This is a genomic window from Lapidilactobacillus dextrinicus DSM 20335 (assembly GCF_001436095.1).
Lineage (GTDB): Bacteria > Bacillota > Bacilli > Lactobacillales > Lactobacillaceae > Lapidilactobacillus > Lapidilactobacillus dextrinicus.
The window spans coordinates 64,525-83,753 of the sequence record NZ_AYYK01000002.1; the positions used below are offsets into that span (position 1 = coordinate 64,525).

General features: G+C 39.1%; 15 protein-coding genes. 14 read left to right on the plus strand and 1 reads right to left on the minus strand.

Translation table 11 applies throughout. The features are described 5' to 3' along the window. The first annotated feature begins 2 nt into the window (after window positions 1-2). From fmt to FC84_RS01750, 6 genes are read left to right on the plus strand one after another with little or no spacing between them, the layout of a single operon-like run. Window positions 3-959 (plus strand): methionyl-tRNA formyltransferase, encoded by a 957-nt coding sequence (fmt, locus tag FC84_RS01725; protein ID WP_057754436.1) that lies wholly within the window; start codon window positions 3-5, stop codon window positions 957-959. Then, window positions 949-2,292 (plus strand): 16S rRNA (cytosine(967)-C(5))-methyltransferase RsmB, encoded by a 1,344-nt coding sequence (gene rsmB / locus FC84_RS01730; RefSeq protein ID WP_151425849.1) that lies wholly within the window; start codon window positions 949-951, stop codon window positions 2,290-2,292. The genes fmt and rsmB overlap by 11 nt, the downstream gene beginning before the upstream one ends. A gap of 13 nt (window positions 2,293-2,305) precedes the next feature. Further along, entirely contained in the window at window positions 2,306-3,064 is a 759-nt protein-coding gene (locus FC84_RS01735; protein WP_057754438.1) for a Stp1/IreP family PP2C-type Ser/Thr phosphatase, read from the plus strand. Further along, a complete protein-coding gene (gene pknB, locus FC84_RS01740; RefSeq protein WP_057754441.1) occupies window positions 3,061-5,295 on the plus strand; it encodes a Stk1 family PASTA domain-containing Ser/Thr kinase in 2,235 nt (744 codons plus the stop codon). The genes FC84_RS01735 and pknB overlap by 4 nt, the downstream gene beginning before the upstream one ends. A gap of 8 nt (window positions 5,296-5,303) precedes the next feature. Next, entirely contained in the window at window positions 5,304-6,176 is an 873-nt protein-coding gene (gene rsgA, locus FC84_RS01745; RefSeq protein WP_057754444.1) for a ribosome small subunit-dependent GTPase A, read from the plus strand. A gap of 32 nt (window positions 6,177-6,208) precedes the next feature. Next, window positions 6,209-6,865, plus strand: coding sequence for a thiamine diphosphokinase (locus FC84_RS01750; RefSeq protein ID WP_057754447.1), 657 nt, complete (start codon window positions 6,209-6,211; stop codon window positions 6,863-6,865). Window positions 6,866-7,003: 138 nt separating this feature from the next. On the opposite strand, the gene rpmB is transcribed toward FC84_RS01750, so the two are convergent. After that, window positions 7,004-7,189 (minus strand): 50S ribosomal protein L28, encoded by a 186-nt coding sequence (rpmB, locus tag FC84_RS01755; RefSeq protein WP_057754453.1) that lies wholly within the window; start codon window positions 7,187-7,189, stop codon window positions 7,004-7,006. Between the two features lie 211 nt (window positions 7,190-7,400). On the opposite strand from rpmB, the gene FC84_RS01760 reads away from it, so the two are divergent. From FC84_RS01760 to ftsY, 8 genes are all read left to right on the plus strand, one after another. Then, window positions 7,401-7,769: an Asp23/Gls24 family envelope stress response protein gene (locus FC84_RS01760; protein ID WP_057754459.1), complete on the plus strand. Its 369-nt coding sequence runs from the start codon at window positions 7,401-7,403 to the stop codon at window positions 7,767-7,769. Window positions 7,770-7,809: 40 nt separating this feature from the next. Continuing rightward, window positions 7,810-9,477, plus strand: coding sequence for a DAK2 domain-containing protein (locus FC84_RS01765; RefSeq protein WP_057754462.1), 1,668 nt, complete (start codon window positions 7,810-7,812; stop codon window positions 9,475-9,477). A gap of 105 nt (window positions 9,478-9,582) precedes the next feature. Further along, window positions 9,583-11,619, plus strand: a complete 2,037-nt coding sequence (gene recG, locus FC84_RS01770; RefSeq protein WP_057754465.1) for an ATP-dependent DNA helicase RecG — start codon at window positions 9,583-9,585, stop codon at window positions 11,617-11,619. Between the two features lie 30 nt (window positions 11,620-11,649). Further along, window positions 11,650-12,651, plus strand: a complete 1,002-nt coding sequence (gene plsX / locus FC84_RS01775) for a phosphate acyltransferase PlsX (RefSeq protein WP_057754468.1) — start codon at window positions 11,650-11,652, stop codon at window positions 12,649-12,651. 74 nt (window positions 12,652-12,725) lie between these two features. Then, window positions 12,726-12,971, plus strand: a complete 246-nt coding sequence (acpP, locus tag FC84_RS01780; RefSeq protein WP_057754472.1) for an acyl carrier protein — start codon at window positions 12,726-12,728, stop codon at window positions 12,969-12,971. A 314-nt stretch (window positions 12,972-13,285) separates the two neighbouring features. After that, on the plus strand, window positions 13,286-14,005 hold the full coding sequence (rnc, locus tag FC84_RS01785) for a ribonuclease III (protein WP_057754475.1): 720 nt from the start codon (window positions 13,286-13,288) through the stop codon (window positions 14,003-14,005). An 18-nt stretch (window positions 14,006-14,023) separates the two neighbouring features. Next, complete coding sequence (smc, locus tag FC84_RS01790) at window positions 14,024-17,599, plus strand: chromosome segregation protein SMC (RefSeq protein ID WP_057754478.1); 3,576 nt, start codon at window positions 14,024-14,026, stop codon at window positions 17,597-17,599. 19 nt (window positions 17,600-17,618) lie between these two features. Next, window positions 17,619-19,211 carry a signal recognition particle-docking protein FtsY gene (gene ftsY / locus FC84_RS01795; protein WP_057754481.1) on the plus strand — a complete coding sequence of 531 codons (1,593 nt, stop codon included), beginning with the start codon at window positions 17,619-17,621 and terminating at the stop codon, window positions 19,209-19,211. Window positions 19,212-19,229: the final 18 nt, after the last annotated feature.

The window sequence follows — 19,229 nt, forward strand, 5'->3', positions numbered from 1 at the left end:
GCATGACATCAATTATTTTTATGGGTACACCGGACTTTTCAGTGCCGATTTTAGAAGCATTGGCAAACAGTTCAGATTATGAAATTCTCGCAGTCGTAACACAGCCAGATAAACCAATTGGCCGCAAGAAGATACTGACACCATCACCAGTCAAAGCTGCTGCACAAAGCTTAAATTTACCAGTTTATCAGCCAGAAAAATTAACGAAGAGTGATGAACTGCAAACGTTAATTGATCTCGCACCGGATTTAATTGTAACGGCAGCTTATGGTCAATTCTTACCGAAGAAATTATTAGCGGCTGCTAAGATTATGCCAGTCAATGTTCATGGCTCGCTGTTACCACAATATCGCGGCGGTGCGCCAATTCAACGTGCTATTATGAATGGCGACACTGAGACTGGTGTTACGATTATGGAAATGGTTGCCAAAATGGATGCTGGCGATATGTTTAGTCAAGTTAAAGTACCGATCTTACCAACTGATACAAGTGCTGATGTATTTTCCAAGTTAAGTCTTGCTGGTCGTGATTTACTATTAGAGACGTTACCTAAGATTATTAACGGCACCATTATTAAAGTTCCGCAAGATGAAGAAAAGGTAACCATTGCACCTAATATTGCGCCTGAAGAAGAGCAACTTGATTTGTATTTAACGGCACAACAGTTGACCAATAAAGTACGCGCCTTGGATCCTGATCCAGTGGCTTATTTGAAGTTAAATGGGGAACGGATTAAAATTTGGTCAAGCTATGCGGTTGATTTATCAACGAGTCTTGATCCAGGTAGTGTGGTTAAAGCCGATAAGAAACATCTCTGGCTGGCTGCCGGTTCTGGTTCAGTTTGGGCGGTTACTGAATTACAACCCGCAGGTAAGAAAAAAATGCCAATTAGTGCTTTTATGAATGGCGCCGGACAGACATTATCTGCTGGCCAAACGGTGGTTCAAGATGCAGAATAAAACCCCACGTTATCTTGCCGTTAATTTATTAGAAAGCATTGAACAGCAACAACGCTATGCCAATTTAAGCTTGAATCATCTCTTACAACATGAGCGCCTATCTGATGTTGATAAACATTTAGTGACGCGTTTAGTTTATGGTACTATTCAGTGGCAGTTACGTTTAGATTATAATTGGCGGGCCTTTGTTAAGACACCTGATAATTTACCAATTTGGGTACAAATATTATTGCGGATGTCGTTATACCAATTGTTTTTCTTGGACAAGGTTCCAGCACATGCCATTTTAAATGAAGCTAATGAAATTGCCAAAACGCGTGATCATGGTCGCTATGTTAAATTGGTTAATGCTGTTTTACGCCATGTTCAACGCGCTGGGGAACAAGATTATCAGCAAATTACCAATGATGTTGAACGTTTAAGTATTACCAGTAGCGTGCCATTGTGGTTAACGCAACGGTTAGTTGAACAATACGGATTTGAACGTTGTAAAAACATGTTAGCGGTTGTTAACCAGCCGCCCCGCGCTTCTGCACGCGTTAATACGTTAAAAACAAACCGTGATGAAATGCTTGCCGAATTAGCCACGACTTTCACAGATATTAAACCGAGTGAAGTAAGTCCAGTGGGGCTAACAGCTGCTGGCGGCAATTTTGCCCAAACCACTGCTTTTAAAAATGGTGAATTAACCATTCAAGATGAAAGTTCTATGTTGGTGGCGCCTAGTCTACAAGTTGAACCTCAGCATCAAGTCTTAGATGCTTGCTCAGCACCTGGTGGTAAAACAACACATATTGCCACATATTTGGACCCTGAACAAGGTGGCTCAATTACGGCGTTAGATATTCACCAACGTAAATTGAAGTTGGTAGAAGATAACGCACAGCGTTTAGGGGTTGACGATCGACTAACGACATTGCCTTTAGATGCACGTAAAGTTGATCAAACTTTTGCAGATGAAACGTTTGATCGGATTTTAGTTGATGCGCCTTGTTCAGGTTTAGGACTCATGCGCCGCAAACCCGAGATTCGTTATGCTAAACAGGAACAAGATATTGCCCGCTTACCTGAAATCCAGGGTGATATTTTAGCAGCCGCAGCGGCTAAGTTAAAAGTTGGTGGCTTGATGGTTTATAGTACTTGCACTATCTTAGCTGCTGAAAACCAGGAAGTGGTTCAAAACTTCTTAAATAATCACACGAATTTTACCTTAACCAAAGTTAAAGCAGCTCAAGATATTAATTGGGCTGGCGATCAAGAAATGTTTCAGCTATTGTTAGATGATTATCAGACGGATGGCTTTTTCATAGCTTGTTTAAAACGAATAAACTAAGTTGGTGAATAAGATGAATATTGCATATTTAACAGATATTGGTAAACGACGAGAAAATAATCAAGATTACGTCTCAGTTTTTAAAAACAAAGCTGACGTATTATTTGGCATTGTGGCTGACGGTATGGGTGGTCATCTTGGTGGCGATGTTGCTTCTGAGATGGTTGTTTCACAAATTGGTCATGATTTTTTAGAAACAGATTTTGCCACAATTCCTGATTTACGTGATTGGTTACTAACTGAATTGACAAGTGAGAATTCACGCTTAATCAATGTTTCTAGTAAGTTTTCTGACTTAACTGGGATGGGCACGACTTTTGTAGCGATTATGATGATTAACAATCATTATTTAATCACCAATATTGGTGATAGTCGTGGTTATTTGTTGCGCGATGGTAAGTTAATACAGATTACTGAAGATCATTCTTTGGTGAATGAATTGGTCAAGTACGGCAAGATTAGCCCTGAACAAGCTAAAAATCATCCTCAAAAAAATGTGATTACACGGACATTAGGTATTTCTAAGGATGTCCAACCAGATTCAACTAATGATACTTGGCAACAAGATGATCTGTTTTTATTATGTACAGATGGTCTAACAAATATGGTTTCTGATGAAGAAATCGAAAAAATCTTAACTACTGAAGATATTTCGCTGGATGAAAAGGCTCAACGGCTAATCGTTCAGGCTAATGTTAACGGTGGGTTAGACAATATTAGTGTTTTACTTGTTCAGCCGGCAACAGCTGATGTGGAGGTAAATCGTCAATGATGGATCGCGGCTACTTAGTTTCTGGTCGCTACGAAATCCTTGATACCCTTGGCGAAGGCGGGATGGCTAATGTCTACTTGGCAGAAGATACAATCCTACATCGACGTGTTGCAGTTAAAGTTTTACGTTTAGATTTACAACATGACCAGGCAACTATTCGAAGATTTCAACGCGAGGCCAAGGCAACCTGTGAACTGTCTCATCCTAATATCGTGAGTGTTTATGATGTAGGAGAAGATAATGGCGTGCAATATATTGTCATGGAATATATTGATGGCAGTAATTTGAAGTCCTATATTGAACAACATTATCCGTTTCCGTTGACAAAAGTTGTTGCCATTATGATGCAAATTTTGTCAGCTGTGCAATTGGCACACAGCAAAGGGATAATTCATCGTGATCTAAAACCGCAAAATATCTTGCTGACTAAAGATGGCCAAGCTAAAATTGCTGACTTTGGGATTGCGGTTGCACTAAGTGATAAGTCAGTTACGCAAACAAATTCATTATTAGGATCAGTGCATTACATTTCCCCAGAGCAAGCGCGGGGTAGTCTACCAACACCGCGATCAGATATTTATGCTTTGGGTATTATTTTATTTGAATTATTAACTGGTAAAGTACCATTTGCTGGCGATTCTGCTGTTTCAATTGCATTAAAACATTTCCATGAAGATATGCCGTCAGTACGCGCCACAGATGCACAAATACCTCAGGCAATGGAAAACGTTGTTCTTAAAGCAACAGCTAAGGATCCTAAGCAGCGTTATCAATCTGCTGCAGCCATGGCAGCGGATTTAAAGACTTCACTAGATGCTAATCGTGCTGACGAAGCTAAATTTATGAGCAAGGTCAATCCTGATGTTTTAGGCGCTACTAAAGTAATGCCGGGAACGTTTGTTGATAACCATAAAGCGACAAAACCAGTCGAGACTAATCATGTAGCTCAAAGAACAGCTAAAAAGTCCAAACCACATCAGGTTTTACGTCCAGCTAAAACACCAAAGCGTGCGCGTAAACGACGGTGGCCGTTGATTGCCGGCATTATAGCAGCATTAGTCTTGCTAGTTGGGGCTTTTGTAGCCTTAATGGTGTCTAATCGTGATGTCAACATTCCTGATACTGCTGGTATGACTAAGGCTGAAGCAACGGCAGTATTAACTAAAAATGATTTACAACTAGGTAAAATTGACTACGAAACAAACGATAAAGTTGATAAAGGATTAGTCGTACGGAGCTTGCCTACTAAGAAAAGTTCCGTTAAAAATGGAACTAAGGTTGACTTAGTCTTAAGCCGTGGCGCTAAAACTTATCGAATTGCTAATTATCATGATCAGAGTTATGAAACGGTGGCTGCTACCTTAGCTAAACAAGGATTTATCGTTAAGCGTAAGGAAAAGTCATCTAAAACCATAACGGCTGGTAACATTATTAAACAAAGTATTAAAGCCAATAAAAAAGTTGTGCCTAAAAATAAATTAATCACATTAACTATTAGTAGCGGACTACCTAAAATAAGTGTTGGCGACTATACTGGTGAGACCTATGAGACAGCTTATGCAAAGCTTACTGCCAAGGGCTTTAGCGTTCAGCGTCAAAATGCTAGTTCTGATACAGTGCCAAGTGGCAACGTCATTAGCCAAGACCTTAAAGCAGATGATAAAGTAGTTCCTTCTGAAACAACGATTACCTTGACTGTTAGTTCAGGTAAGGCGGATGTTACGTTAGTCGATTTAGTTAAGAAATACACCGAAGCTAGTGCGAAGGATTATGCTCAGTCGAAAGATCTCATTCTTTCAATTGATAAAGATTATTCTGACGATATTGAAAAGGGACTAGTTATGAAACAAAGTCCCGCTGCTGGTAGCAAAGTCCGGCCGGGTTCAACTTTAACAGTCACGATTTCCCAAGGTAAAGATCCGAATAAGGAAACAAGTTTTTCAAAGGAAATTGAAATTCCTTATGAAGAATCAAGTACAACTTCTTCAAGTAGCAGTGAAGAGAGTTCAGATTCATCAAGTTCTAGTAGTTCATCAGCACCAGAAGCAAATAAGATTGAGATTTATGTTGGTGATGCTGACAATAATATCAGCAGTCTTTATAAGACGATGTCGATTACAAGCGACACGAAAATTACCGTTAATTTTAAGGTGAAAGCTGATCAGAAGGCGAAAATCAAGATTTTGCGTGATGGCGAAGAGATTCTTAATCAAGACGTCACAGCAGACTAGGGTGAAAAATGCAGACAGGTAAAATTATTAAATCAATTAGTGGCTTTTATGATGTGCTAACTGCTGAAGGGAAAGTTGAGCGGACGCGAGCTCGCGGAAACTTTCGTAAGCAGAAGATTAAACCAGTTGTTGGTGATCATGTAGAATTTGAAGATGGCTATATTCTTGCTATCAAACCACGGCAAAACGTATTAGTTCGTCCACCAATGGCTAATCTAGATCTTGCAATTGTGGTGATGAGTGCTGTTCAACCGGATTTTTCAACCAATCTATTAGATCGCTATTTGGTTTATTTAGCTGCTAATAACATGGAAGCACTGATTTATGTCAGTAAAATAGATTTATTATCTGAGCAGCAGTTAGCCCAATTAATGCCACTATTGCAGCAATATGGTGAAATAGGCTATCGGGTTTATAGTCACGGTACTGCTGACTTTTCAGGGATAAAAGAGGCAGCCGCTGGTAAAACGCTAATGGTGATGGGCCAATCTGGTGCTGGCAAGTCCACTTTATTAAATTATTTATTACCAGAGCTTAAATTGGCCACGGCAGAAATTTCGCAAAGCTTAAATCGTGGTCGTCATACGACACGGACTGTCACTTTATATCCAATTGGTGTAGGTGGTGCGATTGCAGATACGCCAGGTTTTTCATCGCTTGATCTTAGTCAAATTAATTCAGAAGATCTGGGTCATTATTTTATCGAATTTTTGGATGTTTCTGGACAATGTCGCTTTCGTGGGTGTCAACATTTACGTGAACCTGATTGTGCAGTTAAGGCAGCAGTTGAGACGGGTACAATTGCAAAATTTCGTTATGCTGACTATGTACAACTTCATGATGAATTGGGTAATTTACGGCCAACTTATCGGAAGTCTTAATTAGAATTTTTTAGATATTGAGGGACGATTTTTTGAGTGAAAAAGTTGTAAATATTATGCTTGGTGGACCAACATCATTAATACCTCATGACGATATCAATCAACATCGTCATGAGACTTGGATCGGTGTGGATCATGGGACAGTTTATTTATTAGATCAAGATATTATACCGGTCATTGCTGTGGGAGATTATGATTCATTAGTGGCAGCAGAGCGGCAGCAAATTGAAAAACAGATTAAAGATATTCGTTACGCGCAAGCTGAAAAGGATTTTACTGATTCACAAATGGCGGCATTAACGGCATTTGCCGATTTAAAAGCAACTCAAGTTAATATTTTTGGTGCTACTGGTGGGCGAATTGATCATGAATTGGTTAATTTGTTTATGATGACCGATCCACGCTTTCAAGATTGGCTACAACAAGTCACGATAATTGATTGCTTTAATCAAATTACTTTTTATCCATCAGGTAATTATCAACTTCCTTATCAAGCCGGTTATCAGTATTTAGCTTTTGCTAACTTAACACCGGTCAAAAATTTAACTTTGCGCCAAGTAAAGTATGAATTGACGGATTTTTCTGCGGATAATCCTGTATCTTGGTCAAGTAATGAATTTTTAAAAGATCAACCAGCACGTTTTAATTTTACAGCTGGCATTGTGGCAGTTATTTTAAGTCACGATTAATAATTAACATTAGCTTATGAGTATTAAACTAAAAAACACTAACTCCAAATTCGGAGTTAGTGTTTTTTAATTGAGTATCAAAAAAAACCACCGACATCATTGTCAGCGGTTTTTTTGTTCAAAGTTGTTCTATTTTTATTAGACGCGAGTAACTTTACCTGATTTAAGAGCGCGAGCTGAAACCCAAACGCGCTTAGGCTTGCCGTCAACTAAAATACGAACCTTTTGAAGGTTTGGCTTCCAAGTACGGCGTGATGAGTTAAGCGCGTGTGAACGCTTATTGCCAAAACTTGTATGACGTCCTGTAATAATATCTTTAGCCATGTGTGAACCTCCTTTGGTTATGTTTTCTAAAAAAACTCACTGACTTAATTTATCATAGATAGCAAGGTTTTACAAGTAAAACTTAACTAAGGACAGTTAAAAGCTTGTTTAGCTATATCAACCAACTTCTATTTTCAAAAGTCTTTTTGCTATGTTAAAATACATTCAGGTGTATATTGTTTGTTAGTGATTTCTAATTAGGAGGCCACTTATGGCAGTTAAAATTAAATCAAAATATGGCGAGATTGATATTGCAAATAATGTCATCGCAACAGTTGTTGGCGGAGCCGCAACTGATATTTACGGAATTGTTGGCATGGCTAGCAAGAATCAAATTCGCGATAATTTAAACGAAATTTTGAAACGTGAGCATTATTCTCGTGGCGTTGTTGTCCGTCAAGAAGACAGCGATGTTGCTGTTGATGTTTACATTATCATTGCTTACGGCACTAAAATCTCAGAGGTTTGTCGTAATGTTCAAGATAAAGTGAAATATAATTTGGATACAATGCTGGGGATGGCAGCAAACTCAGTTAATGTTTTTGTGCAAGGCGTTAAAGTCGTTGGTGATTTAGACTAAACGCACTAAGCTAGATTGTCCTCAGGAGGAATAAGTAATCGTGGAGTTAAAAGAAATTCAAGGTAAGCAATTTCAAGATATGATCAGAGTTGCCGCTCATCGTTTGGGCCGCAACGCTGAATTCGTTAATCAATTAAATGTTTTCCCTGTTCCAGATGGTGACACCGGTACAAACATGAATTTAACGGTTAAATCTGGTGCGAAGGCTGTTAATGAGTCGAATAGTGATCATGTTGGTGAATTAACTAAAAAATTTGCTAAAGGTTTATTAATGGGCGCTCGTGGTAACTCTGGTGTTATCACTTCCCAATTATTCCGTGGTTTTGCTAAAAGCACCGAAAATAAGGCCAGTCTTGATGCTAATGATTTAGCAACAGCCTTTACAGACGGCGTTAAGACAGCTTATCAAGCTGTCATGAAGCCTGTTGAAGGTACGATTCTAACCGTTGCTCGTGAAGCAGCTAAGGCCGCTTTACTTAAAGCTAATGAAAGTGACGACATCATTGAAGTTGTTCAAGCTTTAGTTGAAGCATCTAAAAAAGCATTAGCAAGTACCCCGGATTTATTACCTGTTTTAAAAGAGGTCGGTGTTGTCGATTCTGGTGGCCAAGGCTTAGTTTTTATTTATGAAGGGTTCTTGGAAGGGCTGACAGGTGAAACGTCTGAGAAGGATGTTTATGTGCCAGATGAGCAAGAAATGGACGAGATGGTTAATGCTAGTCATCATCAATCTGTTCAAAGCCAACTCTCAACTGCAGATATTAAGCATGGTTATTGTACTGAAATCATGGTGGAATTAGGCCAAGGTGATCAACCAACTGAAAAATTTGATTATCAAGTTTTCCGCAATTATTTAAACGAGATTGGTGATTCATTATTGGTTGTTGCTGATGATGAAGTGGTTAAAGTCCATGTTCATACAGAACATCCAGGTCAAGTATTTGCTTATGGTCGCAAGTTCGGTACATTAGCCAAAATTAAAATTGATAATATGCGGATTCAACATGAAACAATTATCGAAAACGATGAACCACAAGCTGTTAAAGGTCCTCAAGAATGGGGCGTTGTGGCGATTGGTTCTGGCGAAGGAATTGCTGACTTGTTTCGCAGCTTAGGCGTTACTTATGTGTTAAGCGGTGGTCAAACCATGAATCCAAGTACTGCCGACATTGTCAACGCTATTAAAACAACCAATGCGAAAAAAGTGATTGTTTTACCTAATAATGGCAATATCTTATTAGCCGCTAAACAGGCACAAGAAGTGGTTGAACAAGAAGTTGGTATTGTACCAAGTAAGACCATTTCTCAAGGTATGACTGCTTTATTGTCATTTAATCCTGATGCAAGTATTGAAGATAATGTTGCTGAAATGACGGAAGCCTTAACAATGGTTAAGAGTGGTTCAGTCACTCAAGCAATTCGTGATACTGAAATTGATGGCTTAGAAATTCATGAAGGTCATTATATGGGGATTGTCGATGGCAAGATTTTAGTTGATGATGCTGATCGTTTACAAGCAGTCATTATGATGGCGACTAAGATGCTGGATGCAGAAAGTGAAATTGTCACTATTCTAGTTGGTCAAACTGGTAGTGAAGATGAAGCACAAGCCATTGCTGATGCGATTACAGCAATTGATGATGAAGTCGAAGTTGAAATTCATCAAGGCGATCAACCTGTTTACCCTTATTTAATCGCTGTTGAATAATTATTAATGATCATTAGGGCTGAGGCAAAAGCGGTGTACTTTTCGCTTTGCCTCAGTCCTTTTATCATTAATGTAATTAAGTTTAATTAGTCAGGAGGTGAATTCATGGCAAGGGCATTAACAGATTCTGTTGCCGTTTTAAGTGGTGTTGGCCCTAAAACAGTCGCAGCTCTAGCAACTTTAGATATTAATACCGTGAATGATTTATTATTTTACTTTCCTTTTCGTTATGAGGATTTGCAGACACGTCCTTTAGCTGAATTAGCTGATCAAGAAAAAGCAGTTTTTAAAGGTAAAGTTGTGAGTAATGCCGTTGTTAGTTTTTTTGGTCCACACAAAAACCGACTAAGCGTGCGCTTATTGATTGATGGTGTTGTTGTGATTGTGACGTTCTTCAACCAGGCTTGGTTAAAAGATAAGTTCAAGCTTGAAGAAGAAGTGGCTATTTATGGTAAATGGAACGAACAGCGTAAAAGTGTTGTTGGGATGAAGATTATTAGTCAAAGCACGGATAATGCACTGGACCCTATTTATTCGGTTAATAAACAAGTCCGCCAAAAGAAATTAGTCGAATTAATTCAAACGGCCTTTAAAAATTACGGTGCGCTATTAGGTAATGTCTTACCTGATGACATTCGACAGCATTTCCGGCTGTTAACTGATCACGATTTAGTCCAACAAATGCATTTTCCCAAAACCTTGACTGAATCAAATGCTGCTAGACGAACAGCAATTTTTCGAGAATTTTTCTTATTTGAGGCTAAAATTCAACAATTACGAGTTAACAATTCTGAAGCTGAGGATGGTTTGCAATTAAGTTATGACTTACCAGCCTTAAAAGAATTTATTGCCACTTTGCCGTTTGCCTTAACGACTGCTCAAAAGCGGGTCGTCAATGAAATTTGTGCAGATTTAAAATCAACCCGCCATATGAATCGTTTATTGCAAGGTGATGTTGGTTCTGGTAAAACCATTGTTGCTGCTATTGCCATGTTTGCCGCCGTCACTGCTGGTTATCAAGCCGCACTAATGGTGCCCACTGAAATTCTGGCAGAACAACATTATCAAAAGCTGGTTAAATTATTTGCACCAATGAAAGTTAGTGTGACTTTATTAACTGGCTCGATGAAGAGTAAGCCACGTCAAAATGCTTTAATGGCAATTGAAACTGGCCGCGCTAACATTATTATTGGGACTCATGCTCTGATTCAAGATGCAATCACGTTTCATAAATTGGGTTTTATTGTGATTGATGAGCAACACCGCTTTGGCGTTAATCAACGTCGCGCTTTGCGTGAAAAAGGCTTGAATCCAGACATCTTGGCGATGACGGCTACGCCAATTCCACGGACTTTGGCGATTACCACCTACGGAGAAATGGATATCTCCACGATTGATGAGTTGCCTGCTGGCCGCCGGCCCATTGAAACCAGCTGGTTGAAAATTAATCAAGCTAGTCAAGCTTTAGCCATTACTCGCAACCAAATGGATCATGGCGACCAAGCCTTTGTAATTGCTCCTTTAATTAGCGAGTCTGACTCAGTAAACTTAAAAAACGCTGAAGATTTAGCCGAACAATTGGCTGATTACTTTGCTCCCAAATATCAAGTTGCTTTATTGCATGGGCAAATGACAGCTGAAGAAAAGGCTGAGAAAATGGCGGCTTTTAATCGTAATGACATTCAAGTTTTAGTTGCAACAACTGTGGTGGAAGTCGGCGTGGATGTGCCCAATGCTAATATTATGATTATCTATAATGCTGATCGTTTTGGGTTAGCCACATTACATCAATTAAGAGGTCGGGTAGGCCGAGGCGATCGTCAGGCTTATTGCTTCTTAATCGCTGATCCGCAAAACGAAGTTGCTGTTAAGCGAATGGAAATTATGACGGAGACCAATGATGGCTTTAAGTTAGCAGAAGCAGACTTGAAATTACGTGGTCAAGGTGATATTTTTGGTGATAAGCAGTCTGGATTGCCTGATTTTCAAATGGGCGATCCTGTCAGTGACAATAATATTTTAGTTGCGGCCCACCAGGTTGCACGGGAATTATTCTTGGCAGATCCACAATTAGTACAGGAACAAAATCAAGGTTTAAAAAATTATTTACGCCAGTTACAGGCAACAGAAACGTTTGATTAATAAAATTTGCACGATTAAAGGAATGATTAAATGAAAATTGCTGTAGATGCAATGGGCGGCGATCACGCGCCAGAAGTTGTTGTTAAAGGTGTTCAAGCTGCTCGTGATCAATGGCCTGACCTAGAATTCATGCTGTTTGGTGACTTGGCAAAAGTTAAACCATTGATCACAGACGAGACACGGATTGAATTAATTCAATCTGACAGTGTGATTTTAAATGAAGATGAACCAGTAAAGGCTGTTCGCCAGAAGAAAGACTCATCAATGGTGATGGCTGCTCAAGCAGTTAAAAATGGTGAAGCAGAAGCTTTATTCTCATTAGGAAATACTGGAGCTTTATTAGCAACTGGTATCTTTGTGATTGGTCGTATTAAAGGAATCGAGCGTCCAGCTTTAATGCCAACCTTACCAACGGTTAATCCCGGTCACGTTGTTAATTTGTTAGATGCTGGTGCTAACGCTGAAAGTAAGGCCAGTTATTTAGAACAATGGGCCATTATGGGGACTATTTATGCTCGAGATATTCGTAACATTACTAATCCTCGCGTAGCTTTGCTTAATAATGGGACTGAGTTTGATAAGGGAGACCCATTGCATAAAGAAGTTTATCAACGCTTAGAAGCTAATGAAGCCATTAATTTCGTTGGCAACATCGAAGCCAATAGTTTGTTATTAGACCAAGCCGATGTGATTGTTTCCGATGGTTTTACTGGTAATGCTGTGCTTAAGGCAACAGAGGGTATGTCTAGCTTGTTACTGAAACAGATTAAACAAGCACTATTAAACAATGGCCTCGGCGTCAAGCTGGGTGCAGCAATGATTAAACCCGCACTAGGCGACATTAAGAATCGTTTCAGTACATCAGGCAATGGTGGTGCTGTTTTACTAGGTGTTAAAGCGCCAGTCATTAAAACGCATGGTGGTTCGCATGAGGATGCTATTATTTCAACTATCGGTCAAATTCGAGAAATGCTTGCTAAAAAGACCATTCATCAAGTGATCGATTATTTGAAAGAAAATCCAATTAAGTAAATTTAATTGCTGAATATTTAAATTGATGCGATAATATTAATCACGTTGTATGTTGAATGAGGAGGATTTTTTAAATGACTGAAGCAGAAGCTTTTGATAAGATTACGGGTTTAATTGCAGACCGTTTTGATGTTGAAAAAGAGGCAATTACTAAACAAACAAAAATTAAAGATGATTTATCTGCAGATTCAATTGATTTAGTTGAATTTGTTTTGGAATTAGAAGATACATTTGATGACGAAATTCCAGATGAAGATGCTGAAAAAATCGTCACTGTTGGCGATGCCGTTGATTATGTCATGGCACATCAGGCAGCCTAATCAAAAACAATTAATTAAGTTGGGGCCAAGTTGCTCCGACTTTTTTTGTACCTTTATTTATTCATTGGAGACAAGGGAAACTAAAACTGTTATTTAACACTTCTTTACGCTTTTGCTAGTTCAAGGGGCAATTATATTTTTCGTTTTGATTAGTTGTGAATTAGCGTATAATGTATTTTGTGTACGTATTTTAAGATATTGAAATTGATGCCTAAGAAAATAAAGCGTGGTTATGAGACGACTTTATTTTTTTAGCCATCCATCTCTATCTTTCGTCATAATAAAAAGTTTAATTAATATGGAGATGAGCTTTAATGGTAGCTGCTGAATTTGTCAGTGATTTACGTTCTAAATATGGTGTTGAGTTTCATGATTTATCGTTATTAGATTCTGCCTTTACCCACGCATCGTTTGCTAATGAGAATCGAGAGTTAGGTTATGGTAATTATGAACGTCTGGAATTTTTAGGTGACGCGGTTTTGGAATTAGCAGTTTCAGATTACTTATTTGCCAACTATAAGCATTTACCTGAAGGTAAGTTAACCAGAATGCGTGCTTCAATTGTTAAGTCGTCTAGTTTTTGCCAATTGTCAATTGATTCAGGATTCCAGCCTTATATTCGCTTAGGCGTTGGTGAAGAAAAGATGGGCGCCCGTAATCGAGCTGGTTTATTAGAAGACGTGTTCGAAGCATTTAATGGTGCGCTTTATTTGGATCAGGGTATGCCAGCAGTGGTGGCCTTTTTGAAACAGGCCCTCTTTCCTAAGATTGATGCAGGTGAATATTCTTATGACACGGATCATAAAACTCGGTTGCAAGAATATTTACAACGTAATGGTGAACGTAAGATTGAATATCTCGTCGTTGATACTAAAGATATCGATCATGAACGCGATTTTGTTGTTGAATTGCGAGTTGATGATCAACCATTAGCAACCGGAATCGGTAAAAATAAAAAAGCGGCTGAGAAAAATGCTGCTCAAACTGCTTTAAATCAATTACAACAAGAAGATCGAAATAAACAATCAAATTAATGATGAGTAGGGAATCACATGCCGTTAAAGTCACTAACAATTAATGGATTTAAGTCCTTTGCAGATAAAACAACAATTGAATTTACAAGTGGAATCACAGGTATTGTTGGTCCCAACGGTAGTGGTAAAAGTAATATTACCGAAGCAATTCGGTGGGTCATGGGGGAACAGTCGGCTAAAAGTCTGCGTGGTGCTCACATGCCCGATATTATTTTTGCCGGTAGTGCACTAAGATCAGCGTTAAATCGAGCCGAAGTAACTTTAACGTTTGATAATTCTGATCAAACCTTAAAAACAGAGCAAAAAGCTGTTGAAATTACGAGACGATTGTATCGTGATGGTAGTAGCGAGTTTCTCTTTAATCATCATCATTGTCGTTTACGTGACATCACCGATCTTTTTGTGGATTCTGGTTTAGGCAAAGAGGCTTTTGCCATTATTTCTCAGGGTCGAGTTGAACAGGTTTTTAATAGTAAACCAGAAGATCGGCGCACAATTATTGAAGAAGCGGCTGGTGTTTTTAAATATAAACAACAAAAAAAGCAAGCTGAAAATGAGCTTGCCACCACCAATGAAAATTTAAATCGGATTGCCGATATCGTTTCAGAATTAGCTGGTCGAGTTGAACCATTACGCAAGCAAGCTAGTTTAGCTAAAGATTATCAGCAACAAAAGGCCAAGTTTGATGGTTTAAATCAGCAGATTTTAGCATTAGAGTTAGCCGATTTAGAAGAGCAACAACAAGTTAAGCTGAAACGACAAGCCGAACTAACAGCAATCTCGGCTAAAATTGATGAGCAAACCAATCAAGTCAGTGAACAATTAACGCAAAAACGAGATCAATCAGAAGCACTTAATCAAGAAGCTGAAATGACGCAAGCTGAATTGATGACGCAAACGCGGCAACAAGAAACGTTGAATGGTCAAATTTCACTTTCCAAAGAACGGGAAAATTATCACCAACTTAATAGTCAAAGCATTGAAAAACAATTAGCAGAGCATCAAACCGCACTGGCAGCTGAGCAAGAAAAACTGGCTGCTCGAAAGATTGCGCTGGATCAAGCAACCGAACAAGAAAATGAATTGCTCGATCAATTAAATCAGCTGCAAGCATCGCAAGGTGAAGACGAAGAAGATTTAGCTAAGCGCATTAACGATTTACGGGCAGATTATATTGAGCAATTACAAGCACAAACAACTAACCGTAACGAAATTGTTTTTGCTGAAGATAATTTAAAAAAATTAGCCCAGCAACTTGAACGGGCGCAAGCAGATTTAACTGCTGTTCAAGCTAAAGTTCAGGCTAAACAAAAGTTAGTGGTTCAGGCCAATGCTGAAATGACAGCAGCCAAAGCAGCTGAAACATCGCAACAAACGGTTTTAACAGAATTAGATCAGCAATTACACGCAGTTCAAGAACAAGTAACGACCAAACAACAAGCTTGGTACCAAAAGCTTGAGCAATTTCAACAATTAAAAGCCCGTTACCAGAGTTTAAAAGAAGTTACTGAAGATCACAGTGGTTTTTATCAAGGTGTTCGGGCGGTTTTAAGTCCTAAGAATAAAATTGATGGGTTGATCGGCGCAGTGGCTGATCTTTTGCACGTGCCAACTCAATTACAATTTGCTATTGAACAAGTTTTAGGTTCGCAGTTGCAACAAGTTGTCTGTGAAGATACCGCTAGTGCAGAAAAGGCAATTGATTTTTTGAAGCAACAACGATTAGGACGCGCCACGTTTCTACCGTTAACGACAATTCGGGCTTATCATGTGGATAGCTGTGTTTTACAAACGGCTCAACAAGCAACTGGGTTTGTCGGCGTAGCTTCAGCGCTCATTAAGTATGATACCAAGCTTAAAAATGTGGTTGAACATTTATTAGGTAATATTTTGGTCGTTGAACATTTACCTGAGGCCACTCAATTAGCTAAAGCAATTCACTACCAAACTCGGATTGTCACACTTGATGGCGATATTTTAACGCCTGGTGGTGCTATGACAGGTGGTAAAACTAAGCAACAGCGTAGTAGTTTACTGAATCGCCAGCAAGAACTAAGCAACTTACAAAGTCAACTTAAACAACAGCAGACACTTTTAAATGACTTACAAGCCGAAATTAAAACAGCTAAAACACAGTCCGCAACACTTAGTGGTCAGCGTGTTAAACAAGCGGCAGCACTAGCAGAAATGACGCAACAAAATGCTGGTTTGACTCAAACGTTTAATCAAGAACAGCAAGAATTAACGCGATTAGAACGCCAAACTAAGGTCGCTGAATTAACGGCTGCTCGAATTGAATCTGAGCAAAAAGAAATGCAGCAACAAGTCACAGCCAAGATTGATCAAAAAGCTGGTTTAGCGACTAAAATTTCCACAATCAAAGCAGATATTGATGCTACCCAAGCGCGATTACAGAATTTCACCGCGCAAAAGGAAGTTTTAGCTGGTCAAATTAATGATCTTAAAACGAAATTGGCAGTGGCTCAAAATTCTTTGACAAGTCAAACTACGCAATATCGTGATCAACAACAAGTTGTCCGCAAGCTAAAACTTGAACAGACGAAGTTAGAACAATCATTAGTTGCTTTAAATGATGATCAGCAAAAGACGCAAATTGACGTCGAGGCAGTGCAACAACAATTAACGACCTTAACCAGCTCACTGGCAAAATTACAGCAACAACTGGAGAGCTTAAAGACACAACGTCAAACAGTTGTCGCTGCTATTGCTGAATTAGAACCGCAGACACAACGGCAATATGAGTTACAAAAACAAACAGCCAAAGAACAAGAGGCCGTTGCCGTGGCGTTGAATAGTTTGAAATCAGAAATGAATTCACGATTAACGACATTAAGTGAAGATTATCAGCTTAGCTTTGAAGCAGCTTATCAGAATTTGCCAGAAGATCATCGCACGTTAGATGAATTGCATACTGATTTGCATTTAGTACGGCTGGCTTTGCGAGATATTGGTCATGTTAATCTTGATGCCATTGCGGAATTTGACGAAGTTAATGAACGTTATCAGTTCTTATCTAAGCAGCAAAATGATTTGATTACGGCACGTCAAGAATTACTTAAGACAATGGCTGATATGGACCAAGAAGTGGCTCAACGTTTTTCAGAGACATTTAATGCGGTTAATTCTGCCTTTACAGCAATTTTCCCTAAAATGTTTGGTGGTGGCCAAGCTAAGTTGGAATTAACTAATCCTGAACAGATGTTGACCACAGGAATTGAGATTAACGCTCAACCACCTGGTAAAAAGTTGCAAAACTTAAGTCTTTTATCTGGTGGGGAACGAGCTTTAACCGCGATAACTTTATTATTCGCTATTTTGAAAGTTAAGCCAGCGCCATTTAGTATTCTTGATGAGGTTGAAGCTTCATTAGATGATGCTAACGTTGATCGTTATGCGAATTATTTACGGAATTATGAAGCACATACACAGTTTATCGTCATTACGCACCGTAAAGGAACGATGATGCAAGTTGATCGCCTCTACGGGGTCACCATGCAAGAATCTGGCGTCTCCAAGATCATTAGCGTTTCATTAACTGATGTTGATCAAGATAAGTTTACGGTGACTGATTAAGTATATAGGAGGTAGGTCAATGGGATTTTTTGATCGAGTAAAGAAAGCTTTTGGGGTTAAACCAAAAGAAGAAGAGACAAAAGAACAAGCGACACAAAACGCTGAAGAACCTCAGGGAGAGGAACAAACAACTGAATCGGCTGCTACTCCAGAAACAGATACAAACGAAGCAGCGACTGAGTCAGCTGCTGAAAGTACAGCAGAAACAACACTGGCTGAACCTGCTGCAGCTGAACCAGACGTAGTAGAGCCATCCACAGAAACAAACGAGACAGTCGAATCAGCTGTTGAACCTCAAGCCGAAGAAGCTCCATCAGCAGATTCTGATGAAAAAGAAAATGAACAACCAGAAGAAGCGGAGCAATCACCACTAACTTCACAATCAGCAGCGACTGATTCACAGTCCGATTTAGAAGCAAATACTGAAACAGTATCAGCTGAAGAAACAACAACGCAAGAGGCTGAAGCAACCGTTCAACCAACGACAGATACTAAACCTGCTGCAGCTGAACCAGTTGAGGAATCTGTTGAGATTGAACCTGAAGCTAAATCCGATGAATCTGAGCAAACACTTGAAGCACCAGCAGACGCTGTTACTCCAAGTGAAACTTCAATTGCAGAAGATACGACTGATGAAGAAGATGTAACCGCAGCACCGGAAACACCACAAGATTCAATTACAGAATATGATCAAGGCCTAGCAAAAAGTCGTCATGGTTTTGCGGCACGTTTGAACAAGTTCTTGGCTAACTTCCGATCAGTTGATGAAGATTTCTTCGAAGATTTAGAAGAAATGTTAATCGAAGCCGATGTTGGTTTTGAAACGGCAATGGAAATTAGCAATCAATTACGTGATGAAGTTAAGTTACAAAATGCCAAAACAAAGAAACAAATTGGTCAAGTGATTGTCGAAAAGATGGTCGATATTTATGGTGAAGCTGGTGAAAATGAAGACAATAGTTTACATTTCACCACTAATCCTAATGAACCAACAATTTTCTTATTCGTTGGTGTTAATGGCGCGGGTAAAACCACAACTATTGGTAAGTTAGCTACTAAATATCATAATGAAGGCAAAAAAGTGTTATTGGCAGCTGGAGATACTTTTAGAGCTGGTGCCATTGAACAATTAGCTGAGTGGGCACGACGCGCGCAAGTTGACGTGGTGACATCAAAGCCAGGCACTGACCCTGCTTCAGTAGTTTTTGATGCAGTTAAAAAAGCTAAAGCAGAGCAATACGATATTTTACTGGTTGATACAGCTGGTCGGTTACAAAACAATGTCAACTTAATGAATGAGTTAGCTAAAATTAAACGTATTATTGTCCGTGAATTACCAGATGCACCTCAAGAAGTTCTATTAGTGTTAGATGCTTCAACTGGTCAAAATGCTTTGAATCAAGCTAAACAATTCAGTAAAACTACGGATGTAACAGGTTTGATTTTGACGAAACTTGATGGTAGTTCTAAAGGCGGTATTATTATTGCCATTCGAAACGAATTACATTTGCCAGTTAAATTAGTTGGTTTAGGCGAAAAAGCGCAAGATTTACAAATTTTTGAAGCTGAAAAATATGTCTACGGTTTGTTCAAAGATTTAATCGAAGACTAAATTGAAGTTGAGGTGACT

Coding starts and splice junctions, on each gene's coding strand:
- fmt (WP_057754436.1), top strand. CDS start 3: ATGACATCAATTATTTTTATGGGTACACCGGACTTTTCAGTGCCGATT.
- rsmB (WP_151425849.1), top strand. CDS start 949: ATGCAGAATAAAACCCCACGTTATCTTGCCGTTAATTTATTAGAAAGC.
- FC84_RS01735 (WP_057754438.1), top strand. CDS start 2,306: ATGAATATTGCATATTTAACAGATATTGGTAAACGACGAGAAAATAAT.
- pknB (WP_057754441.1), top strand. CDS start 3,061: ATGATGGATCGCGGCTACTTAGTTTCTGGTCGCTACGAAATCCTTGAT.
- rsgA (WP_057754444.1), top strand. CDS start 5,304: ATGCAGACAGGTAAAATTATTAAATCAATTAGTGGCTTTTATGATGTG.
- rpmB (WP_057754453.1), bottom strand. CDS start 7,189: ATGGCTAAAGATATTATTACAGGACGTCATACAAGTTTTGGCAATAAG.
- FC84_RS01760 (WP_057754459.1), top strand. CDS start 7,401: ATGGCAGTTAAAATTAAATCAAAATATGGCGAGATTGATATTGCAAAT.
- recG (WP_057754465.1), top strand. CDS start 9,583: ATGGCAAGGGCATTAACAGATTCTGTTGCCGTTTTAAGTGGTGTTGGC.
- plsX (WP_057754468.1), top strand. CDS start 11,650: ATGAAAATTGCTGTAGATGCAATGGGCGGCGATCACGCGCCAGAAGTT.
- acpP (WP_057754472.1), top strand. CDS start 12,726: ATGACTGAAGCAGAAGCTTTTGATAAGATTACGGGTTTAATTGCAGAC.
- rnc (WP_057754475.1), top strand. CDS start 13,286: ATGGTAGCTGCTGAATTTGTCAGTGATTTACGTTCTAAATATGGTGTT.
- smc (WP_057754478.1), top strand. CDS start 14,024: ATGCCGTTAAAGTCACTAACAATTAATGGATTTAAGTCCTTTGCAGAT.
- ftsY (WP_057754481.1), top strand. CDS start 17,619: ATGGGATTTTTTGATCGAGTAAAGAAAGCTTTTGGGGTTAAACCAAAA.